At 37.5% G+C, this 18,320-nt stretch carries 15 protein-coding genes and 3 pseudogenes; 10 read left to right on the top strand and 8 right to left on the bottom strand.

Going from position 1 to position 18,320, the window contains the following annotated elements; all coding sequences use genetic code 11:
• Positions 1–80: 80 nt before the first annotated feature.
• Both OWR28_RS13900 and OWR28_RS13895 read right to left on the bottom strand, forming a co-directional pair.
• Positions 81–892 (bottom strand): annotated as a pseudogene (locus OWR28_RS13900) (enoyl-ACP reductase FabI).
• 120 nt (positions 893–1,012) lie between these two features.
• Positions 1,013–1,312 (bottom strand): hypothetical protein, encoded by a 300-nt coding sequence (locus OWR28_RS13895; protein ID WP_131433467.1) that lies wholly within the window; start codon positions 1,310–1,312, stop codon positions 1,013–1,015.
• Positions 1,313–1,451: 139 nt separating this feature from the next.
• On the opposite strand from OWR28_RS13895, the gene OWR28_RS13890 reads away from it, so the two are divergent.
• The 5 genes from OWR28_RS13890 (at position 1,452) to OWR28_RS13870 (ending at position 7,023) form a co-directional block, all read left to right on the top strand.
• Positions 1,452–2,012, top strand: coding sequence for a DNA-3-methyladenine glycosylase I (locus OWR28_RS13890; RefSeq protein WP_332387096.1), 561 nt, complete (start codon positions 1,452–1,454; stop codon positions 2,010–2,012).
• Between the two features lie 48 nt (positions 2,013–2,060).
• Positions 2,061–2,276: a hypothetical protein gene (locus tag OWR28_RS13885; protein ID WP_332387095.1), complete on the top strand. Its 216-nt coding sequence runs from the start codon at positions 2,061–2,063 to the stop codon at positions 2,274–2,276.
• A 43-nt stretch (positions 2,277–2,319) separates the two neighbouring features.
• Entirely contained in the window at positions 2,320–2,574 is a 255-nt protein-coding gene (locus tag OWR28_RS13880) for a hypothetical protein (RefSeq protein WP_332387094.1), read from the top strand.
• 41 nt (positions 2,575–2,615) lie between these two features.
• A complete protein-coding gene (locus tag OWR28_RS13875; RefSeq protein WP_332387093.1) occupies positions 2,616–2,819 on the top strand; it encodes a hypothetical protein in 204 nt (67 codons plus the stop codon).
• A 193-nt stretch (positions 2,820–3,012) separates the two neighbouring features.
• Positions 3,013–7,023, top strand: a complete 4,011-nt coding sequence (locus tag OWR28_RS13870; RefSeq protein WP_332387092.1) for a T9SS type B sorting domain-containing protein — start codon at positions 3,013–3,015, stop codon at positions 7,021–7,023.
• 105 nt (positions 7,024–7,128) lie between these two features.
• Here the strand turns inward: OWR28_RS13870 and OWR28_RS13865 are convergent, their stop codons facing one another.
• From OWR28_RS13865 to OWR28_RS13855, 3 genes are all read right to left on the bottom strand, one after another.
• A complete protein-coding gene (locus OWR28_RS13865; RefSeq protein WP_002979969.1) occupies positions 7,129–7,983 on the bottom strand; it encodes a nucleoside phosphorylase in 855 nt (284 codons plus the stop codon).
• A gap of 21 nt (positions 7,984–8,004) precedes the next feature.
• The gene (locus tag OWR28_RS13860) at positions 8,005–8,229 is read right to left on the bottom strand and encodes a hypothetical protein (protein ID WP_332387091.1); all 225 of its coding nucleotides are present in this window, start codon (positions 8,227–8,229) and stop codon (positions 8,005–8,007) included.
• 113 nt (positions 8,230–8,342) lie between these two features.
• The gene (locus OWR28_RS13855; protein ID WP_332387090.1) at positions 8,343–8,489 is read right to left on the bottom strand and encodes a hypothetical protein; all 147 of its coding nucleotides are present in this window, start codon (positions 8,487–8,489) and stop codon (positions 8,343–8,345) included.
• 230 nt (positions 8,490–8,719) lie between these two features.
• On the opposite strand from OWR28_RS13855, the gene OWR28_RS13850 reads away from it, so the two are divergent.
• Positions 8,720–10,516, top strand: a complete 1,797-nt coding sequence (locus OWR28_RS13850) for a cytochrome c peroxidase (protein WP_332387089.1) — start codon at positions 8,720–8,722, stop codon at positions 10,514–10,516.
• A gap of 222 nt (positions 10,517–10,738) precedes the next feature.
• Here the strand turns inward: OWR28_RS13850 and OWR28_RS13845 are convergent, their stop codons facing one another.
• Entirely contained in the window at positions 10,739–11,149 is a 411-nt protein-coding gene (locus tag OWR28_RS13845) for a helix-turn-helix transcriptional regulator (RefSeq protein WP_332387088.1), read from the bottom strand.
• A 44-nt stretch (positions 11,150–11,193) separates the two neighbouring features.
• Positions 11,194–11,604: an XRE family transcriptional regulator gene (locus tag OWR28_RS13840; RefSeq protein WP_332387087.1), complete on the bottom strand. Its 411-nt coding sequence runs from the start codon at positions 11,602–11,604 to the stop codon at positions 11,194–11,196.
• Positions 11,605–11,950: 346 nt separating this feature from the next.
• Between OWR28_RS13840 and OWR28_RS13835 the strand changes: the two genes are divergently transcribed.
• A complete protein-coding gene (locus OWR28_RS13835) occupies positions 11,951–14,104 on the top strand; it encodes an alkaline phosphatase PhoX (RefSeq protein WP_332387086.1) in 2,154 nt (717 codons plus the stop codon).
• 58 nt (positions 14,105–14,162) lie between these two features.
• Complete coding sequence (locus tag OWR28_RS13830) at positions 14,163–15,062, top strand: leucine-rich repeat domain-containing protein (RefSeq protein ID WP_332387085.1); 900 nt, start codon at positions 14,163–14,165, stop codon at positions 15,060–15,062.
• 2 nt (positions 15,063–15,064) lie between these two features.
• Here the strand turns inward: OWR28_RS13830 and OWR28_RS13825 are convergent, their stop codons facing one another.
• Positions 15,065–15,388 (bottom strand): translation initiation factor, encoded by a 324-nt coding sequence (locus OWR28_RS13825; protein ID WP_002979957.1) that lies wholly within the window; start codon positions 15,386–15,388, stop codon positions 15,065–15,067.
• Between the two features lie 203 nt (positions 15,389–15,591).
• On the opposite strand from OWR28_RS13825, the pseudogene gpmI reads away from it, so the two are divergent.
• Positions 15,592–17,131: pseudogene (gpmI, locus tag OWR28_RS13820) on the top strand (2,3-bisphosphoglycerate-independent phosphoglycerate mutase).
• Between the two features lie 159 nt (positions 17,132–17,290).
• Positions 17,291–18,266, top strand: a pseudogene (locus OWR28_RS13815) (acyl-ACP desaturase).
• The last annotated feature ends 54 nt before the right edge of the window (positions 18,267–18,320 follow it).

The raw sequence follows: 18,320 nt of genomic DNA, 5'->3' as shown, positions 1-18,320 counted from the left end.
CATCATGTTCTGGCAAAAAACAAAAGACCCATGAAAACTTCATGGGTCTTATTTATTGTAAGCGAAACTTTATCAGTCTGTTATTTTTCAGTATCATATTTACTGATCACTTTCTGGGTAACTCCTGAGCTGCTGAAACCGCCATCATGGAAAAGGTTCTGCATGGTTACTTTCTTCGTAAGATCAGAGAAAAGGGTAACACAGTAGTCTGCACATTCAAGAGCGGTAGCATTTCCCAGAGGAGACATATCTTCTGCATATCCAAGGAATCCTCCGAAACCTTTCACACCGCTTCCGGCAGTAGTCATTGTAGGAGACTGGGAAACCGTGTTTACACGTACTTTTCTTTCTCCCCAGTAGTTTCCGAAAGTTCTTGCGATACTTTCAAGATATGCTTTGTTATCAGACATATCATTATAATCCGGGAATGTTCTCTGAGCTGCGATATAAGTAAGCGCCAGAATACTTCCCCATTCATTCATACAGTCTTTTTCCCATGCTACACGCATTACTTTATGGAAAGAAACAGCAGAAATATCCCAGCCTTTTTCCAACCAGTCGTAATTCATTTCTGTATAATGTTTTCCTTTTCTAACGTTGATAGACATCCCGATAGAGTGAAGGATAAAGTCGATTTTTCCAAATTTTGCAACAGCGGCATCAAAAGTTTTTCAAGATCTTCTACAGAAGTAGCATCAGCACCTATTACTTCAGAACCTGTTTTTTCTGCTAAACCATTAAGCTCTCCCATTCTCAATGCAATAGGAGCATTAGATAAAATAAATTCAGCACCTTCCTCATGGCATCTTTCAGCAACTTTCCATGCGATAGATTGTTCATTAAGGGCTCCAAAAATAATTCCCTTTTTGCCTTTAAGTAAACCGTATGACATAATTTTTTAATGTTTATTATACTACAAATGTAACAATAATTGTGCTTATGGCATAATAAAAAATGGAGCCTTAACAATTTAAGACTCCATTTTATTGAAAATATTTATATGACTGAAATACTAATTGGTTTTCTTATTCCATTCTGCCTTTACATCTTCTGCCGCATCTTTGGTTTTTTCCCATGCCTCATCTGCTTTATCCTTAATATCTTCCCAGGCATCGGATACATTAGCTTTTACCCTGTCTAGCCAGTCTTCCTGGCTGGCCTCCTCATCATTATTCCTCTTCTCATTGATATAGTCTTTAGCCTTGTCTGCCAATTCATTGATTTTCCATTTGGTTTTGTCCGCTGCATTCTGTAAAGAGTTTTCTACATTATTTACTGCATTTTCCGCTTTGTTATACTCTGAATTGTTCATAATAATATAAATTTTAGTGTTGTAACAATAATTAAACAATAACCATTCCTAAAACACCGCTTCTCTGTTAAATTTTTCATAATCTTTTATTATGTTTTCCCAAATCAGTAGTAACTTTAACGTGTAAAATTTGATAATCATGGAAAAAATACGTTGTGGCTGGTGCGAAAAAGATGATCTTTACAGGAAATATCATGATGAAGAGTGGGGAAGGCCCGTCTATGATGATGAAACGATATTTGAATTTTTAATTCTTGAAAGCTTTCAGGCCGGTTTAAGCTGGTATACTATTTTATCTAAAAGGGAAAATTTCAGAAAAGCTTTTGATCATTTTGATTATAAAAAAGTGGCGGCATATTCTGACAAAAAAATTGAAGAATTAATGAATAATCCCGGAATTATAAGAAACAGGCTTAAAATTCTGGCTGCAGTTACCAATGCTCAGAGATTTATGGATGTTCAGACAGAATTTGGAAGCTTTTCCCAATACATCTGGGATTTTATTGACGGAAAACCGATTGATAACAGCCCGGAGAAACTGTCTGATGTTCCTGCTACGACAGAGATCTCTGACCGTATTTCCAAAGACCTTAAAAAGAGAGGTTTCAAATTTGTCGGATCTACAGTAGTTTATGCTCATATGCAGGCTACCGGAATGGTCAATGATCATTTAAAAAGTTGCTTTACCAGAACATCATAACTTATTGATATTTTTGTATGATTAAAAAATGAAAACCTCTGTTGAAATATGAAGGAAATAGGAATTATAGGCTATGGCTGGCTGGGAGAAAGAATAGCATCCGTGTTATCGGGAAAACACAAACTATCCGTTACGACAACTACAGAGGATAAACTCCGCATACTGCATTCTAAAGGCATCCATGCAGTAGTGGCATCTTTCCGGATTATCAGTTGTCTGAACCTGTTTCCCGGTGGGAAGAAATTAAAGATATGGATGTTTTGATCATTACCATTCCTGTTTCTGAAAAAGCTGCTGTGTAAGTTCTTTGTATAACAGAATTCAGAATTTATCAGCTTTTATCGGAGATTTTAAAGGACAGATGTTTCTGATGAGTTCCACAGGGGTTTATCCTGATATTGCTAAAGAATTCACAGAAGAAGATGTTCCTTTTGAAAAAGTATCGGGCGAAAGAATGCTTAGAAGTAAATATCCTCAGCTGAATATTCTGAGACTTGGCGGTCTGATGGGAGACAACAGACTTTTAAAAATTATAATGTCGGCAATCTTGATCATGCCGTGAATCATATTCATTATGCTGATATCAGCGGGATTATTTCAGAAATGATGGAACAGAAAGCTGAAGCTAAATTATATAATGTAACGGCTCCCATTCATCCGGCCAAAAGCCAGGTGATCAATGCACAGAAAGATATTCCGGACGAAGAAGAATTTGAGGTGAAAGGAAAGAAAATAATATCATCAAAACTGGTTTCAGAACTGGATTATGTGTTTCTTCATCCTGATCCGAGAAAGTTTCATTTATAATTGAACTATATTACTGCCAGATTAACGAGCCTCGCAAATTGGCTAAGATTAAAATGGACTGTTCCTAAACAGTTAAATATTTTTTTAAGGAGGATATGGAAGTGAAGAAAAATTTCTTGAAATTTAAAATATGATAGTATAATATATATACTATTGAGATTTATGCTTAATTGTCTTGTTTTCAGCATGTTAAATGATAAAAATAACTATTTTTGTATTATCAATACACATGCGAATGAAAAACAAATTACTCTCCTATTTTTCCATATTTCTATTTTGTATATCTGGAAAACTTGTATCCCAAACATATCAACTTAGTGGAAATCCAGTAAATACCGCGGGATGGGATTTTGTTCCTTCTGCTATTGTGAATGGGGATTTTGTGCAATTAACATCAGACCAAACCAGCCAGGTTGGTGGTATAAGATTACATGCTCCAATAAATTTAAAACATTGTAATAAATGGAAAGTAGAATTTGACTTTAGAATTGATGGGAATGGTTCATATGCCCATGGAAATGGAATTGCTTTTTGGTATTTATCAAATGCTCCGTTTAGCTATGGAGCAGGGGATGAGCTTGGAATTCCTAATAATGCAGCAGGATTAATGGTAGCATTTGATATTTATAATAACTCTAACCATACAGAGATGAGTAAAGTTCATCTTTTGTATGGGACCAATAGCAGTAATATAGAGTTTAACAATACTGCAGGAAGTACATTTCATTCTCCTGATCTTACTGCTCAACCTTTTGTAGGGCCAAATTATAAACATGTGGAAATAAATGGTGAAATAGATCCTGCAAATCTTAATAATTGGATTATTAAAATAAAAATCGACAATATACAAATTGTCAATCAGTCATTTGCTCCTTCAGGGGGAGCCGTAAATATGCCTCAGGGATGTTTGGGCTTCTCAGCTTCTACAGGCGTTGCAAGTGCAAGACACTCTATTAAAAATGTGAAAATATACACTGATAAAGTTCCAGTTTTACAAAATACTGTATCTCAATCTTTTTGTCCGGGAAATGGAACTGTAGATTTAACTTCTTATAATTCTCAGTTCGTTTCCAACCCAAACAATTATACTTTTACTTATTATGTTCAGGGAAATACAATACCTGTTGCGAACCCTACTAATTTCCAATTTAATACAGATACAACAATTTTAGTTGTTATCAAAGATTCTTCATCATTATTGTGTGATAATGGAGATTCGAAAATACTGCTCAACATTACTCAAGCAGGGTCACCTACAATTACAAGCTCATCACCCACAATCTGCTTTGGCGGAAGCGTTACCCTGACCTCCAATCAGTCAGCAGGCAATACCTGGTCTACGGGAGCAACGACTCAATCTATTACCGTAACAACTCCAGGAACCTATACATTAACCAATACAAGTGGCACCTGCATGAGCGCACCTGCATCAATTACTATAGCAGCAGATGTGGATCCTAATGTACAAATTACGGGAAGTTTAGTTGTATGTGAATCTGCGGCTCAGTTAACAGCTTCAGCCAATGGAACGGGAAATACATTTGCCTGGTCAAACGGAGCGGCAGGAAATTCCATATCTGTTTCAACACCGGGAACTTACAGCGTAACTGTTACCACTCCTTCAGGCTGTCATTATCAAAAATCGGTGGCAGTCACTCAAGGTGTTGTTCCTGTGGTTCAGAATGCAAGCTTAAGTCAGTGTTCAAGCTCAGCAACTTCTATTTTTAATTTAACATCAGCTCAGGCAAACATCAGTACGACTTCAGGGGTAACATTTGATTACTATGTAAATCAAGCCGATGCCATTGCCGGAAACACAAATACAATTGCCACTCCAACAGCTTATCTTTCAGGAAATGCAACAGTTTTTGTACTTGTAAAATCAGCTACCTGTTCAAAAGTTGCGGAATTGCAGCTCACCATTACTCAAGCGGGATCACCTACAATTACAAGCTCATCACCCACAATCTGCTTTGGCGGAAGCGTTACCCTGACCTCCAATCAGTCAGCAGGCAATACCTGGTCTACGGGAGCAACGACTCAATCTATTACCGTAACAACTCCAGGAACCTATACATTAACCAATACAAGTGGCACCTGCATGAGCGCACCTGCATCAATTACTATAGCAGCAGATGTGGATCCTAATGTACAAATTACGGGAAGTTTAGTTGTATGTGAATCTGCGGCTCAGTTAACAGCTTCAGCCAATGGAACGGGAAATACATTTGCCTGGTCAAACGGAGCGGCAGGAAATTCCATATCTGTTTCAACACCGGGAACTTACAGCGTAACTGTTACCACTCCTTCAGGCTGTCATTATCAAAAATCGGTGGCAGTCACTCAAGGTGTTGTTCCTGTGGTTCAGAATGCAAGCTTAAGTCAGTGTTCAAGCTCAGCAACTTCTACTTTTAATTTAACATCAGCTCAGGCAAACATCAGTACGACTTCAGGGGTAACATTTGATTACTATGTAAATCAAGCCGATGCTATTGCCGGAAACACAAATACAATTGCCACTCCAACAGCTTATCTTTCAGGAAATGCAACAGTTTTTGTACTTGTAAAATCAGCTACCTGTTCAAAAGTTGTGGAATTGCAGCTCACCATTACTCAAGCGGGATCACCTACGATTACAAGCTCATCACCCACAATCTGCTTTGGCGGAAGCGTTACCCTGACCTCCAATCAGTCAGCAGGCAATACCTGGTCTACGGGAGCAACAACTCAATCTATTACCGTAACAACTCCAGGAACCTATACATTAACCAATACAAGTGGCACCTGCATGAGCGCACCTGCATCAATTACTATAACAGCAGCTATGGATCCTAATGTACAAATTACGGGTGTTTTAACCTTCTGTCAAGGCTCTTCTACAATTTTAACTGCTATTGCATCAGGTACCGGAAATATTTTTTCTTGGTCAAACGGGGTAAACGGACCTACGAATACGGTTATGGTAGGAGGTGTTTATACAGTGACTGTTACCACTCCTTCAGGTTGTCAATATCAAAAATCTGTAACAGTAACTACAGATCCTAATATTATTGTAAATATTGCCCCGCCTTCACAAATTACGTGTGCTATTCCTCAAATTACATTGGATGCTACAACATCCGTTTATCAGTCTGGAGCAACATTCTTATGGACAGCAACAAATGGTGGAAATATTGTTTCAGGAGCAAATACTTTAACTCCGATAGTTAATAATAGTGGAACTTATACGCTCACAATCAGGTCAAACCCATTAGGCTGTGTGGAACAAGCTGCAGTAACTGTAATAAAAAATACGGATCCTCCTATTATTTCTGTCACCGCATCTGCTCTTACAATTTGTAAAGGACAGTCTATTACTCTGACTGCATCAGGGGCTGTAACCTATATCTGGACAGGATTACCGGGTAATGGAAGTACTCAAACAATCTCACCGACTTCCACAACAACCTATACTGTAGCGGGAGTTGGTATAAATGGTTGTACTTCACAAACAGCAGCAACAATTATCATCAATGTCATTCCTGAAATAACATCCTCTCTGCATAATATAGAAATCTGCAAAGGAGATACGGGGTTATTAGACGCAGGATCAGGTCAGAACTATACCTATAACTGGAATACCGGAGCGACAACTCAGAAAATCAATGTAACAACATCTGGTACTTATACAGTAACCATCAATAACGGTGCTTGTTCTAAAACATTTACTGCAGCAGTTTCGTATATCCTTACTCCAGAAATTACGGGTATAGTTTACAATAATCATACATTAATTATTAATGTGAAAAATAATGGAAATACTCCTCTGGAATATTCTAATGACGGAGGGATAACGTGGCAAGCTTCAAATGTTTTTACCAGTATTCTTAAAAATACTCTATATTCTATTCGGGCTAGAAACAAAGGAACTTCCTGTGATACAAGTGCAGAATATTATACGTTCTTTATGTCTAATGTTATTACTCCAAATAGTGATGGCATTAATGATGTAATAGATTTTAGTGAGATAAGTAAATATGGAAACTTTGAAGGAAGCATATTTGACAAATATGGTAAAACCGTATTTAAACTGACCTCAAAAACTCCAATATGGGACGGAAAAAATATTGGAAACCCTCTTCCAACCGATACTTATTGGTACAAAATACTCTGGCAGGATAGAATAAGTAAAAAAATGTTGAACTATCAGGCTGGATTTTATTAAAAAATAGAGAATAGATTATATAATAACAAATTCCATTTGTTTAATTCAAATTAACAAAAACTCCGGAAATCATTTCCGGAGCTTTTATCTGTATAAATAAAATAATTATTTAATAATTCTTTCCAATACCCATTCAATAAGGTTTTTCTCAGATGCATGGTGGTCTGCAGAGAACTCACCGCGTCTTCTGTTGGCAATAACGTTATTTACAGTGATGGCTTTATGTCCTAATAATTTTGAAAGCGCATAGATTGCAGAGGTTTCCATTTCGAAATTGGTAATTCCAAGATCATTCAATGTTTCAAGGAATTGATCATCTACTGCTTTTAAACGGAGCTGTCTTCCCTGTGGAGCATAGAATCCCGGGAATGTTGCCGTATTTCCGTGGTATTTGGCATCTTTATAATATTCTCCCATTTCTTCTGCCCAATCTGAGAAGTAAAGCATAGGCTTGATTCTTTCATAAGGGAATTTTTCCAGGAAGCTTTTGGAAAACTCATTTTCAAAGTTGTAATCCTGGTAGAAATGCATTAATCCGTCCAAACCAACTACGTTCTGAGTAACCAGCATATTGTCCACCTGTACGTCCGGGTTTACACTTCCACAGGTTCCCATACGGAATAATTCAAGGGCTTTGTGCTCAGTTTTGAACTCTTTGTTTTTCAGGTCAATGTTCACCAAAGCATCCAGCTCATTCATTACGATATCGATGTTTTCAGTTCCGATACCTGTAGACATCACAGTAATTCTTTCCCCGCGAAGCGTCCCTGTATGCGTATAAAATTCTCTTTTATTTTTTTTGATTTCTACCGTATCAAAATATTTTGAAACTTTTGCCACTCTGTCAGGATCACCCACAAGGATGATTTTGTCAGCAATATCTTCAGGTAAAAGATTCAGGTGGTATACACTTCCGTCTTCATTCAGAACAAGTTCCGAGGCAGCAAGTTTGTTTAGCATAATATGTATATTTTTTGTTTTTTAATTAGTCATAATGGCTTCTTTATAAGGAGATGCCATAACCTCGTAGATGTCATTGTATTCTTCTACAATTCTTTTCTGGCCGTTCATTATTTCATATACGGTAACAACGGTTTTTTCAATATTTTTAGGATCTTTCCTCTGTGACGTGATTTCATAGAAGTGATCATCTTTTTTAAGAACAGAAATAAGTTCTTCTTTGGTTGAATTATTGGAGGTCATCATTCCCGGAAATTCCCTGAGGATATCTGAAAGATCAGTATAGGTTTTGTATGGTTTTGTAACTCCATTGGAATAGACATATACATTAGGAATTTCTTTATTATTTTCAAGACGTATCAGATAATAGTCATTTCCTTTTTCTCAGCATACACAGCCATTTCCTGTTTCTTTTCAGGTTGTTTTTCCTGCTGTTTTTTCTTTTGGGAAAATGCAGTCAGAGAAAGGAAACTTGCTGCAACAGCAAACCATAGTTTTGTTTTCATACTTTTATTTTAGTTTTTTTGATGTGTTGAATTTAATTTAAAAAAATCCTCTCCCAATAATCTTCCGCCATTATTTACCGGTATGCTGAAAAACCGTTTTCCTTAGAATAATGAATTTGATTTCGGGGTTTAAAATTAGTGAAAAATATTGTATCAGAAATATAAACATTATTTAATCTGCTATTAAAACTGAGATAACATCGGATTAATAGTTTTGCCGATAAAAATTCATGAGATTTTATCCACTGCTTGTAGTTGCCCTTCTGATAGGGTTTGCAGTAATGTCTTTTAATCCTGTTTATAAAGGAAAAGAAAACGAAAGGACATTTGTCAATAAAGGTTTGACCGACTTTAAAATGAAGCTTGAACAGTTGAAGTCAGATGTTGATAAGTTCTCTGAAGACCGGATTTCCCTTGAAGAATTACAGAAAACACTCAGCAGTACAAGAAATTCATTCAAGGAAATAGAATTCTATATTGCTTACCATTATCCTGAATTTACCAAAACCCACCTTAATGCAGCCCCTTTGTTTCATATTGAAGCTGCAGGAACATCCGCCTATACACTTCCTCCCGAAGGATTGCAGGTGCTGGATGAACTGATCTTTTCAGATGAAGCAGGAAATGAGAAAGAAAAGATTAAAACCATAACTACCTTTTTGTATAACAGCTATTCCGGGTTTTATTTAAGTGCTTTAAAAAACGGATTGAGCAAAGGAAACAACAAAACATTGCCTTTACGTATAGAACTGATCAGGATCTATTCACTGGGAGTGTCCGGCTTCGATACGCCAGGTTCTCTGAATATTTCCGAAGAAACAAGCCACGCTTTTTCCGGAATGCAGAAATACATCAGTGATGATCCCTACTTTAAAAATTATAATATTGAAAAGGCTGACCGGATTTTAACAGACGGAATAAGTTACCTTTCAAAAAATACTGATTTTGAAAACTTTGACAGGATTGAGTTTTACAAAAAATACGTACAGCCTTTGTATGAAGAATTTGGAAGATGGGACGGAAGACCGGACGATCTGAATGAATTTTCCGGCTGGAATGTGGGCAACAGGAATTTTTTCAGCAGTGATTTCTTAGATCCGTATTTTTATACCTTATTAAAATCTTCTGAAGATAATCCCGATATCCGCAACCTCGGAAAATCCATTTTCTATGATCAGAACTTAAGCGGTAACGGGAAAATGAGCTGTGCCACATGCCATCTTCAGGAAAATGCTTTTACAGACCTGAAACCCAAATCACAAAGCAATGTGGAAGGAAAAACAGTTTTGAGGAATTCTCCATCCTTATACAACGCTGTTTTCGCCAAAAGATTTTTCTATGACCTTCGTGCTTTTTATCTTGAACAGCAGGCAGAACACGTTATTTATAATGAACAGGAATTCAATACCAGCTATGAGAGCATTATTCACAAGCTGAAAACAAAACCTGAGTATAAAAAAGCATTCCGTATGGCTTTTAAAGACGGAAAAATAAACAAAGAAAATTTTTCAAAAGCATTAAGTTCTTATGTCGCTTCGTTGTATTCATTTGACAGTGATTTTGACCGTTTTATGAGGAATGAAAAGACTGTTTCTGAGGATGTGAAAAAAGGATTCAACCTGTTTATGGGAAAGGCCAATTGCGCAACCTGCCATTTTGCCCCTCATTTTTCAGGATTGGTTCCACCGTTTTTTAATGAAAATGAATCTGAAGTATTGGGAATTACTACAAAACCCATCAAACAGCTTCCCATACAGCTTGATCAGGATTTGGGAAGAGGAAACAGCCCGGTAAAAAAAGAAAAATCCTGGATTTATGACTATTCATTCAAAACGGTAACGGTGAGAAATATTGCGCTTACGAAACCATATTTCCATAACGGAGCTTTCAATACCCTGGAAGAAGTTCTCGATTTTTACAACGAAGGAGGAGGCGAAGGATTAGGATTAAAAATGAAAAATCAGACGCTGGCACCGGACAAATTAAACCTTACTGAAACTGAAAAAAACAAATCATTGCTTTTCTGAATGCTCTTACGGATGTGAGTAAAGCGAAGTAGGCGGGTGCGGGGTGCGAGTTTCGGGTTTCGGGTTGTGAGGTGATGCGGGTTTTTGTTTGCGGATGAGGGTTCGGTAGAAAACGGTATAGTTTTAATAAAAAAATAAGCTAAATTCTGAAACTGTGTAAATCGGTATGTGCTGGTTTCAGAATTTAGCCTAAAGTTTTTCAGAACGGATCCGTCTGTCTGTTTATTTGTTTTGAATCAGCTTTTCCAGTTTATCAATGATTTCCTGCTGTTGTTTTAGCATACGCTCATAAAGTTCAACCATTTTGTCAAGAGGATTGAAAGTAGGTTGGTTGTTAAAAAATGCTGGTTGTTGACAATTATCAAAAGAAGCTGTATTAGAAATAATGTTGATCGCGTGTTCCTCATCAAAATTCTCAATCGCTTCTGCCGGAACTTTAAGAATCCGGGCTACCCGTGCTAAAATATCAGACTCCACAGTTTCTTTTTGTTCCAAAAGAGAAATCTTCTTCTGATTCCAGTCATCACCTAATTCGAAAGCTAAGGCTTCCTGCTTGATACCCAGTATTTCACGGAAACGTTTAATATTCCTGCCCTGATGTATTTTTTTATTTTGCATAGCTGTGTCAATCATAATAACAAATATAAAATCTTGAGAGATAATAAAAAAAGTTTATTTTATTTGTTTTGAATCAGTTTTTCCAGCTTATCAATCATTTCCTGCTGTTGTTTTAGCATACGCTCATAAAGTTCAACTATTTTGTCAAGAGGGTTGAAAGTAGGTTGAATATTTACTGCATTTAACGTTGAGGCATCATTACTTGTGAAAGTATTTGAGATAATATTTACTGCCTGTTCCTCATCAAAATTCTCAATCGCTTCTGCCGGAACTTTAAGAATCCGGGCAACCTGTGCTAAAATATCAGACTCCACAGTTTCTTTTTGTTCCAAAAGAGAAATTTTCTTCTGATTCCAATCGTCACCTAATTCGAAAGCTAAGGCTTCCTGCTTGATACCCAGCATTTCACGGAAACGTTTAATATTTCTGCCCTGATGTATTTTTTTATTTTGCATAGCTGTGTCAATCATAATAACAAATATAAAGTTTTAAGAGATAAGAATAGACCTCGTTTTTAAAATAAATTATCTTCTAAAATATTCACATTTTCGAATAAAAAATTCTCTTCTTTTACTGTTTAGATTGTTGAACATAGCTGTTTTGAGCTAATCAACAAATAGGATAAATATACATGTCCATCTGGCACCTCATATCCCGAACCCCGAATCTCTCATCCTTCACCATTTAACACAAAATTAATCCCCTTAACATTAGGTTTTTGATAAGTTAATATTTACCGATCCATATTTAAAATCCTATTAACAGAGAAAAAACTCTAAAAAATAGTTTTGCAAGGTCTAATAAATCAAATAAAAAATGAAGAAAAAACTACTAACAGTGGGAGCTTTGGTTATAATGGCCGGTTCCGGCCTTCAGGCGCAGACCTTGATATTCAATAAGAATGCGTCATGGAGCTACAAAGATAACAACCAGGCCCAGCCGGCAGGATGGAACGCCCAGAACTATGATATTTCAACATGGCCAGTAGGAAACGGTCCGCTAGGATATGGGGATCCCGTAACTACTACCATCAATTCAGGACTTACAACGGCTTATTTTGCTAAAGATTTTACAGTAGATCTTTCAACCCTTTCCGATACGATGGAACTGGGAGTAATGAGAGACGACGGTATCATTGTATACCTTAACGGAGAGGAAGTAGTAAGAGATAATATGCCTGCAGGTGCTGTTACATTCAATACTTTCTCCAGTACTACTATTGACGGGGCGGCAGAAAGTGTTTATAATATTTTTTCCATTCCAAAATCAAAATTTGTAAACGGTGTCAACAGATTTTCTATTGAACTGCATAACAGAAGCACAACCAGTTCAGATTTAAGGATTGATGCTTATCTGAAAACGACAGCCAATACCACTACACCTGTAACTTGTAACGGAACCCATATCAGCTGCTTTACTTCTATTGTTCCTACAGCACAAACCAATAAGTTAATTATCCCTGCTGAACACAAATACCAGTTAATTTTAAAAGAAGGAGACAACTATACCGAAGGCGGAGGATTGGTAGGAGGTCAGAATGACTTTACCGCTTATGTTGCAAAAGCAGGAAGCAGCACAAACGGATATCTGTCTGTAAATCATGAAACGAATCCAGGAGGAGTTACCATGGCAGAAATCAGTTATAATGCGGTTTCAAAGCTTTGGCAGCTGACAAAATCCAGAGCGGTAAGTTTTTCAGCTCCGAGTCTGGTACAAACCATCAGAAACTGTTCCGGAGGAATTACACCATGGGGAACTGTGGTGACCGCAGAAGAATCTGTTACTTCCAACGACGTGAACAATGATGGATACAAAGATTACGGCTGGTTAGTGGAAATTGATCCTGCAACGGCACAGGTAATTTCTAAAAATACTGACGGTTCCAAAGGAAAATTATGGCAGATGGGAATCATGAACCATGAGAATGTGGTGATCAACAATGCCGGAACTATAGCGTATTATGGAGAAGACGGCGGAACTCACATGGTATACAAATATGTAATGGATACCCCAAATGACCTTTCTTCAGGAAATCTTTATGTACTGAAATTGGACCAGGGATTAACTGCAGCAGGAGATCCGGCAGGGACTACAGCAACGTGGATCCAGGTTCCGAATAAAACCAAAGCAGACCAGAATAATACAGGTCCGTTAGCTCTTTCTTTAGGAGGAACAAAATTTAACGGTATTGAAGATGTGGATATCAGCCCGCTGGATGGGAAAATTTATTTTACATCAAAAGGTTTAGACAGAGTATACCGTTTACAGGATAACGGAACTACCGCTTCTCAGGTAGAGACTTTCGTTGGTGGAGGGTCTACAGTGTATTCTTTCAATACGGCCCAGGGTGTGAAGTCTGAAGTATGGGCTGATGGGAATGACAACCTTACCTTTGATGAACTCGGAAACCTTTGGGTGCTTCAGGATGGAGGTAAAAACTACATCTGGGTTATTGCTCCGGATCATACACAAGCCAATCCTAAAGTAAGACTATTCGCATCAATGCCGGCAGGTGCAGAACCTACAGGACTGACATTTACGCCTGATCATAAATTCGGTTTCTTCTCTATTCAGCATCCGGATTCAACGATCTCTACAGACGTAGACGCAACAGGAAATACGATTGATTATAAAGGAAAATCAGCAACGATTGTTATCGCTCTTAAAAATAATCTTGGAACCGAAGGAACTTTAGGAACTATTGATACCAGAATTGAAGAGAATACAGTAACGGTAGCGCCAAACCCAACTTCAGGAATTGTAAAAATAAATTCTGTAAAAGGATTGAAAGATATTGCTGTGACAGCTTACAGCATGGACGGAAAAATCGTTTATACGAAGAAATTCAACGGAACAAACCAAGTATTGGACATTGATTTCACACAGCAGCTGGAAGGATCACGAGTTTTAGTTTTAAATATTGAAGCTGAAGGAGGATTCCAGAAAACAGTTAAAATTGTAAAGAAATAAATTATTTATAATTCTTGTCTGTCGGCAGCTCCGGTTGCCGGCAGACCTTTTATTTTTTATGAAAAAGCTTTTCTTACTTATTTCCATACTGTCACTTTTCCAGGTCAAGGCACAGATTGATCCGGTGAAATATCCCACTTTTACCAATATTGAAGATGCTTTAAGCAGTAAAAAAACGGTTTACAGTATAAGCTTCAGACAAAAGGGATTGTTCAATCTTCCTCCACAGATTGTGAAACTGGATTCATTATTCTTTTTAAACATTATGGCGAATAAGCTTGAGAAAATGGATCAGGAAATCTTTGCCTTAAAAGAACTGGAAATTTTAAATGTGAATGAAAACAGCATTAAATATATTCCTGATGAGGTAAGTAACCTTAAGAAGCTGAACACTTTTTCAATGAATCTGAACAGCCTGACAAACATCAATCCTAATCTTGCAAAACTTCAGAACCTGAAAGTGGTTCATTTTGATGCCAACAACCTGAATACCTTTCCTGAAGCTCTTATGGAAATTCCCGCACTGGAAGAAATAAACCTCCAGGGAAACCAGATCAGCTTTATTGCAGACAGGCTTGATCAGATCAAAAATCTTAAATTCCTGAACCTTTCAGAGAACCAGATCAATGATCTTGGTAATTTATCTTTTCCTGAAAATCTGAAATATCTTGAACTGCAGCAGAACGCTATCATCAAACTCCCGGAGAATCTTTTCAAAGCAAAAAACCTTGAATTTTTGAATGTAAGCGGAAACAATATCACAGAAATTTCACCCAAAGTAAAAGGGCTTAAAAATATCGTCAGCATGAATCTTGCCAACAATAATCTGAAAGACATTCCTGTAGAAATCAAACAGCTTAAAAATCTGAAAACATTGATTCTTACAGGAAATCCTATAGAAAAATCTACTATTGAAAATTTAAAAACCTTACTGCCGGAAACCCAGATCTATTTCTAGAACTATCCGCCAACACGTTTGGTTTTATATCCCATTTCTTTAAGGATATTCATTATTTTATCACGGTTGTCTCCCTGAATGATAATCGTTCCATCCTTCTCAGAGCCGCCTATGCCTAAGGTGGTTTTTATTTTCTTTGAGATTTTTTTAAGGTCTTCCTCACTGCCTTCCCAGCCTTCAACAATGGTTACAGGCTTACCGTTTCTTCCTTTCTTCTCAAATTTGCATACCAAAGGCTCTTTCTGCTTGAATTCTTCTTCAGGCATCTCAAAATCCTGCTCTTCATGATCAGGAAAAAGATTCTTCAATTGATCTCGTAAATCCATACCGCAAAATTAAAAGATTTACCGATAATGAATTGAAATAATCACGAAATTTCAGTTTTTCAACCCTGTCAAGGGTTTAAATCTTGACAGGGTTTAATTATCTGTGATATCCCCTGATGATAAGCAATCAGTAAAATTCAGGACTTCAAATTCTTCTATTCATAGGAAATTAGGTAAATTTGTATAACAAAAGTTTTTACAAAATGTCGAAAAAAGCAATACTGGCCATTCTTGATGGATGGGGATTGGGAACAAACCCAAACGTTTCTGCAATAGATAAAGCAAATACACCATTCATAGACAGCTGTTACCAAAAATTTCCGCATACGACGCTTGAAGCGAGCGGATTGGCTGTAGGCTTACCGGCCGGACAGATGGGAAACTCTGAAGTAGGACACATGAACCTGGGTGCCGGAAGAGTAGTATACCAAAACCTGGTAAAACTGAATATGGCGGTTGAAAACGGAACACTGGGACAGGAAAAAGTAATCCAGGATGCTTTTGATTATGCCAGGAAAGAAAATAAAAAAGTACACTTTATAGGATTGGTTTCCAACGGAGGCGTACTCACATATCAATCACCTGAAGGGATTACTGACAGCTGCAAAAGAATTCGGTTTAAATGAAAATGTATTTGTTCATGCATTTACTGATGGCAGAGACTGTGATCCGCATTCCGGATTAGGATTTATCGACGAACTTCAGAAGCATATGGAAGCTACTACCGGAAAGCTGGCAACAGTGGTAGGCAGATACTATGCGATGGACAGAGATAAAAGATGGGAACGTGTGAAATTAGCGTACGGTGCCCTTGTAGAAGGGATAGGAGAACAGACAACGGATGTTTTGGCAACCATTAAAATGTATTATGATAATAATGTTACCGATGAGTTCCTGAAACCTATTATTTTAATGAACACTACCGCTACGGGAAATGTGGTGCCGGTAGCAAGAATCATTGAAGATGATGTGGTGATCTGTTTTAATTTCCGTACAGACAGAGGAAGAGAAATTACAGAAGTTCTTTCCCAAAAGGATTTCCCTGAGTTTGGAATGAAGAAACTGAACCTGTATTATATTACATTAACGAACTATGATAAAACCTTCCAGAATGTACAGGTCGTTTTTGATGAAAATGTACTGACGGAAACCATGGGAGAAATCCTTGAGAAAAATGGGAAAACCCAGATCAGAATCGCTGAAACAGAGAAATATCCTCACGTTACTTTTTTCTTCTCAGGAGGAAGAGAAGAGGAATTTGTGGGAGAAAGAAGACTCTTATGCCCAAGCCCGAAAGACGTTCCTACTTATGATTTAAAACCGGAAATGTCAGCATACGATATTACCAATGCAATTGTACCTGAACTGGAGCAGGGAACCGCTGATTTTGTCTGTTTAAATTTCGCCAATACAGATATGGTAGGCCATACAGGCGTCTTTGAAGCAGCAGTAAAAGCCGCTGAGGTTGTAGATCAGTGCATTGAAAAAGTAGCAACAGCTGCTTATGAAAACGGATATGCTGTTTTCATCCTTGCCGATCATGGAAATTCAGATGTCATGATCAATCCTGACGGAACCCCGAATACCCAGCATTCTACGAACCTGGTTCCTTTTATCGTTATGGACAAAGATCATAACTGGAATTTAAAACCCGGAAAACTGGGTGATGTAGCTCCTACCATCCTTAAAGTAATGGGAGTGGAAATACCACATGCGATGACAGGAGAAGTTTTGGTTAATTAAAATTCAATAATATCCGAATAAAAATGCCGTTATATCTTTATAGTGGCATTTTTTTATGATTTATGTCAGATAAGGTATGAGTTGCATACTTTATTATGCGCCAAATAATAAATAAATCATATCTTTGTAAATTAAAGTAAATTAAAACTGAATAGTAAAATGTATCAAAAGCTTGTAAGGAAAGAAGTAATGGGGATATTGGAAAAGGAAGTGTCTTCTTTTCTTGATAAATTTTAACGCCAATTGAAAAATTTGGCAGCCCTCCGATTATTTGCCAGATCCGTCAAGCGAAGAATTTAAACACGATTTAGAAGAAATTCAGACATTTGCCCGTGAAATGCCTTACGATCTTTTCGTAACATTAATCGGTGACTGTATCACAGAAGAAGCACTTCCTTCCTATGAGTCCTGGCTGATGGGTGTTGACGGAATCAATCAGGAAGAAAAAGTAGGCTGGGCCAACTGGGTAAGAGCATGGACCGCTGAGGAAAACAGACACGGGGATTTATTAAACAAATATCTTTACCTGTGTGGAAGAGTAAACATGAGAGAGGTTGAGATCACTACCCAATACCTTATCAATGACGGGTTTGATCTGGGAACAAGCATGGACCCGTACAGAAACTTCATTTATACAAGCTTTCAGGAAACGGCAACCAATATCTCCCACAGAAGAGTAGGAACGCTGGCAAAACAATCCGGAAACGGAAAGCTGGCAAAAATGTGCGGTGTCATTGCTGCGGACGAAGCAAGACACGCTAAAGCCTACAAGCATTTCGTGGCAAAAATTCTTGAAATAGATCCTTCAGAAATGATTCTTGCGTTTGAAGATATGATGCGTAAGAAAATTGTAATGCCTGCTCACTTAATGAGACAATCCGGACAAAAAGCTGGAGAGCTTTGGGGACATTTCTCAGATGCCGCACAAAGATGTATGGTATACACAGGCCAGGATTATATCAATATCATGAAAGACCTTTTGGATGAATGGAAAATTGAGCACGTAAAAGGCCTTACAGAAAAAGCAGAAAAAGCTCAGGAATACCTGATGAAGCTTCCTGCAAGACTTCAGAAGATCACAGACAGGGTTTCTACTCCGGATCTTCAGTTCCAGTTTAGCTGGGTAAAGAGCTGATAAGAACTTTATTATTATTTAAATATAAAAAGTATTGAGTGCCTTTCTTTTTGG

It is taken from the genome of Chryseobacterium sp. 1B4 (assembly GCF_036631475.1).
GTDB lineage: Bacteria > Bacteroidota > Bacteroidia > Flavobacteriales > Weeksellaceae > Chryseobacterium.
The sequence above is the reverse complement of the archived record's forward strand: the minus strand, read 5'-3'. Positions and strand labels throughout refer to the sequence as shown.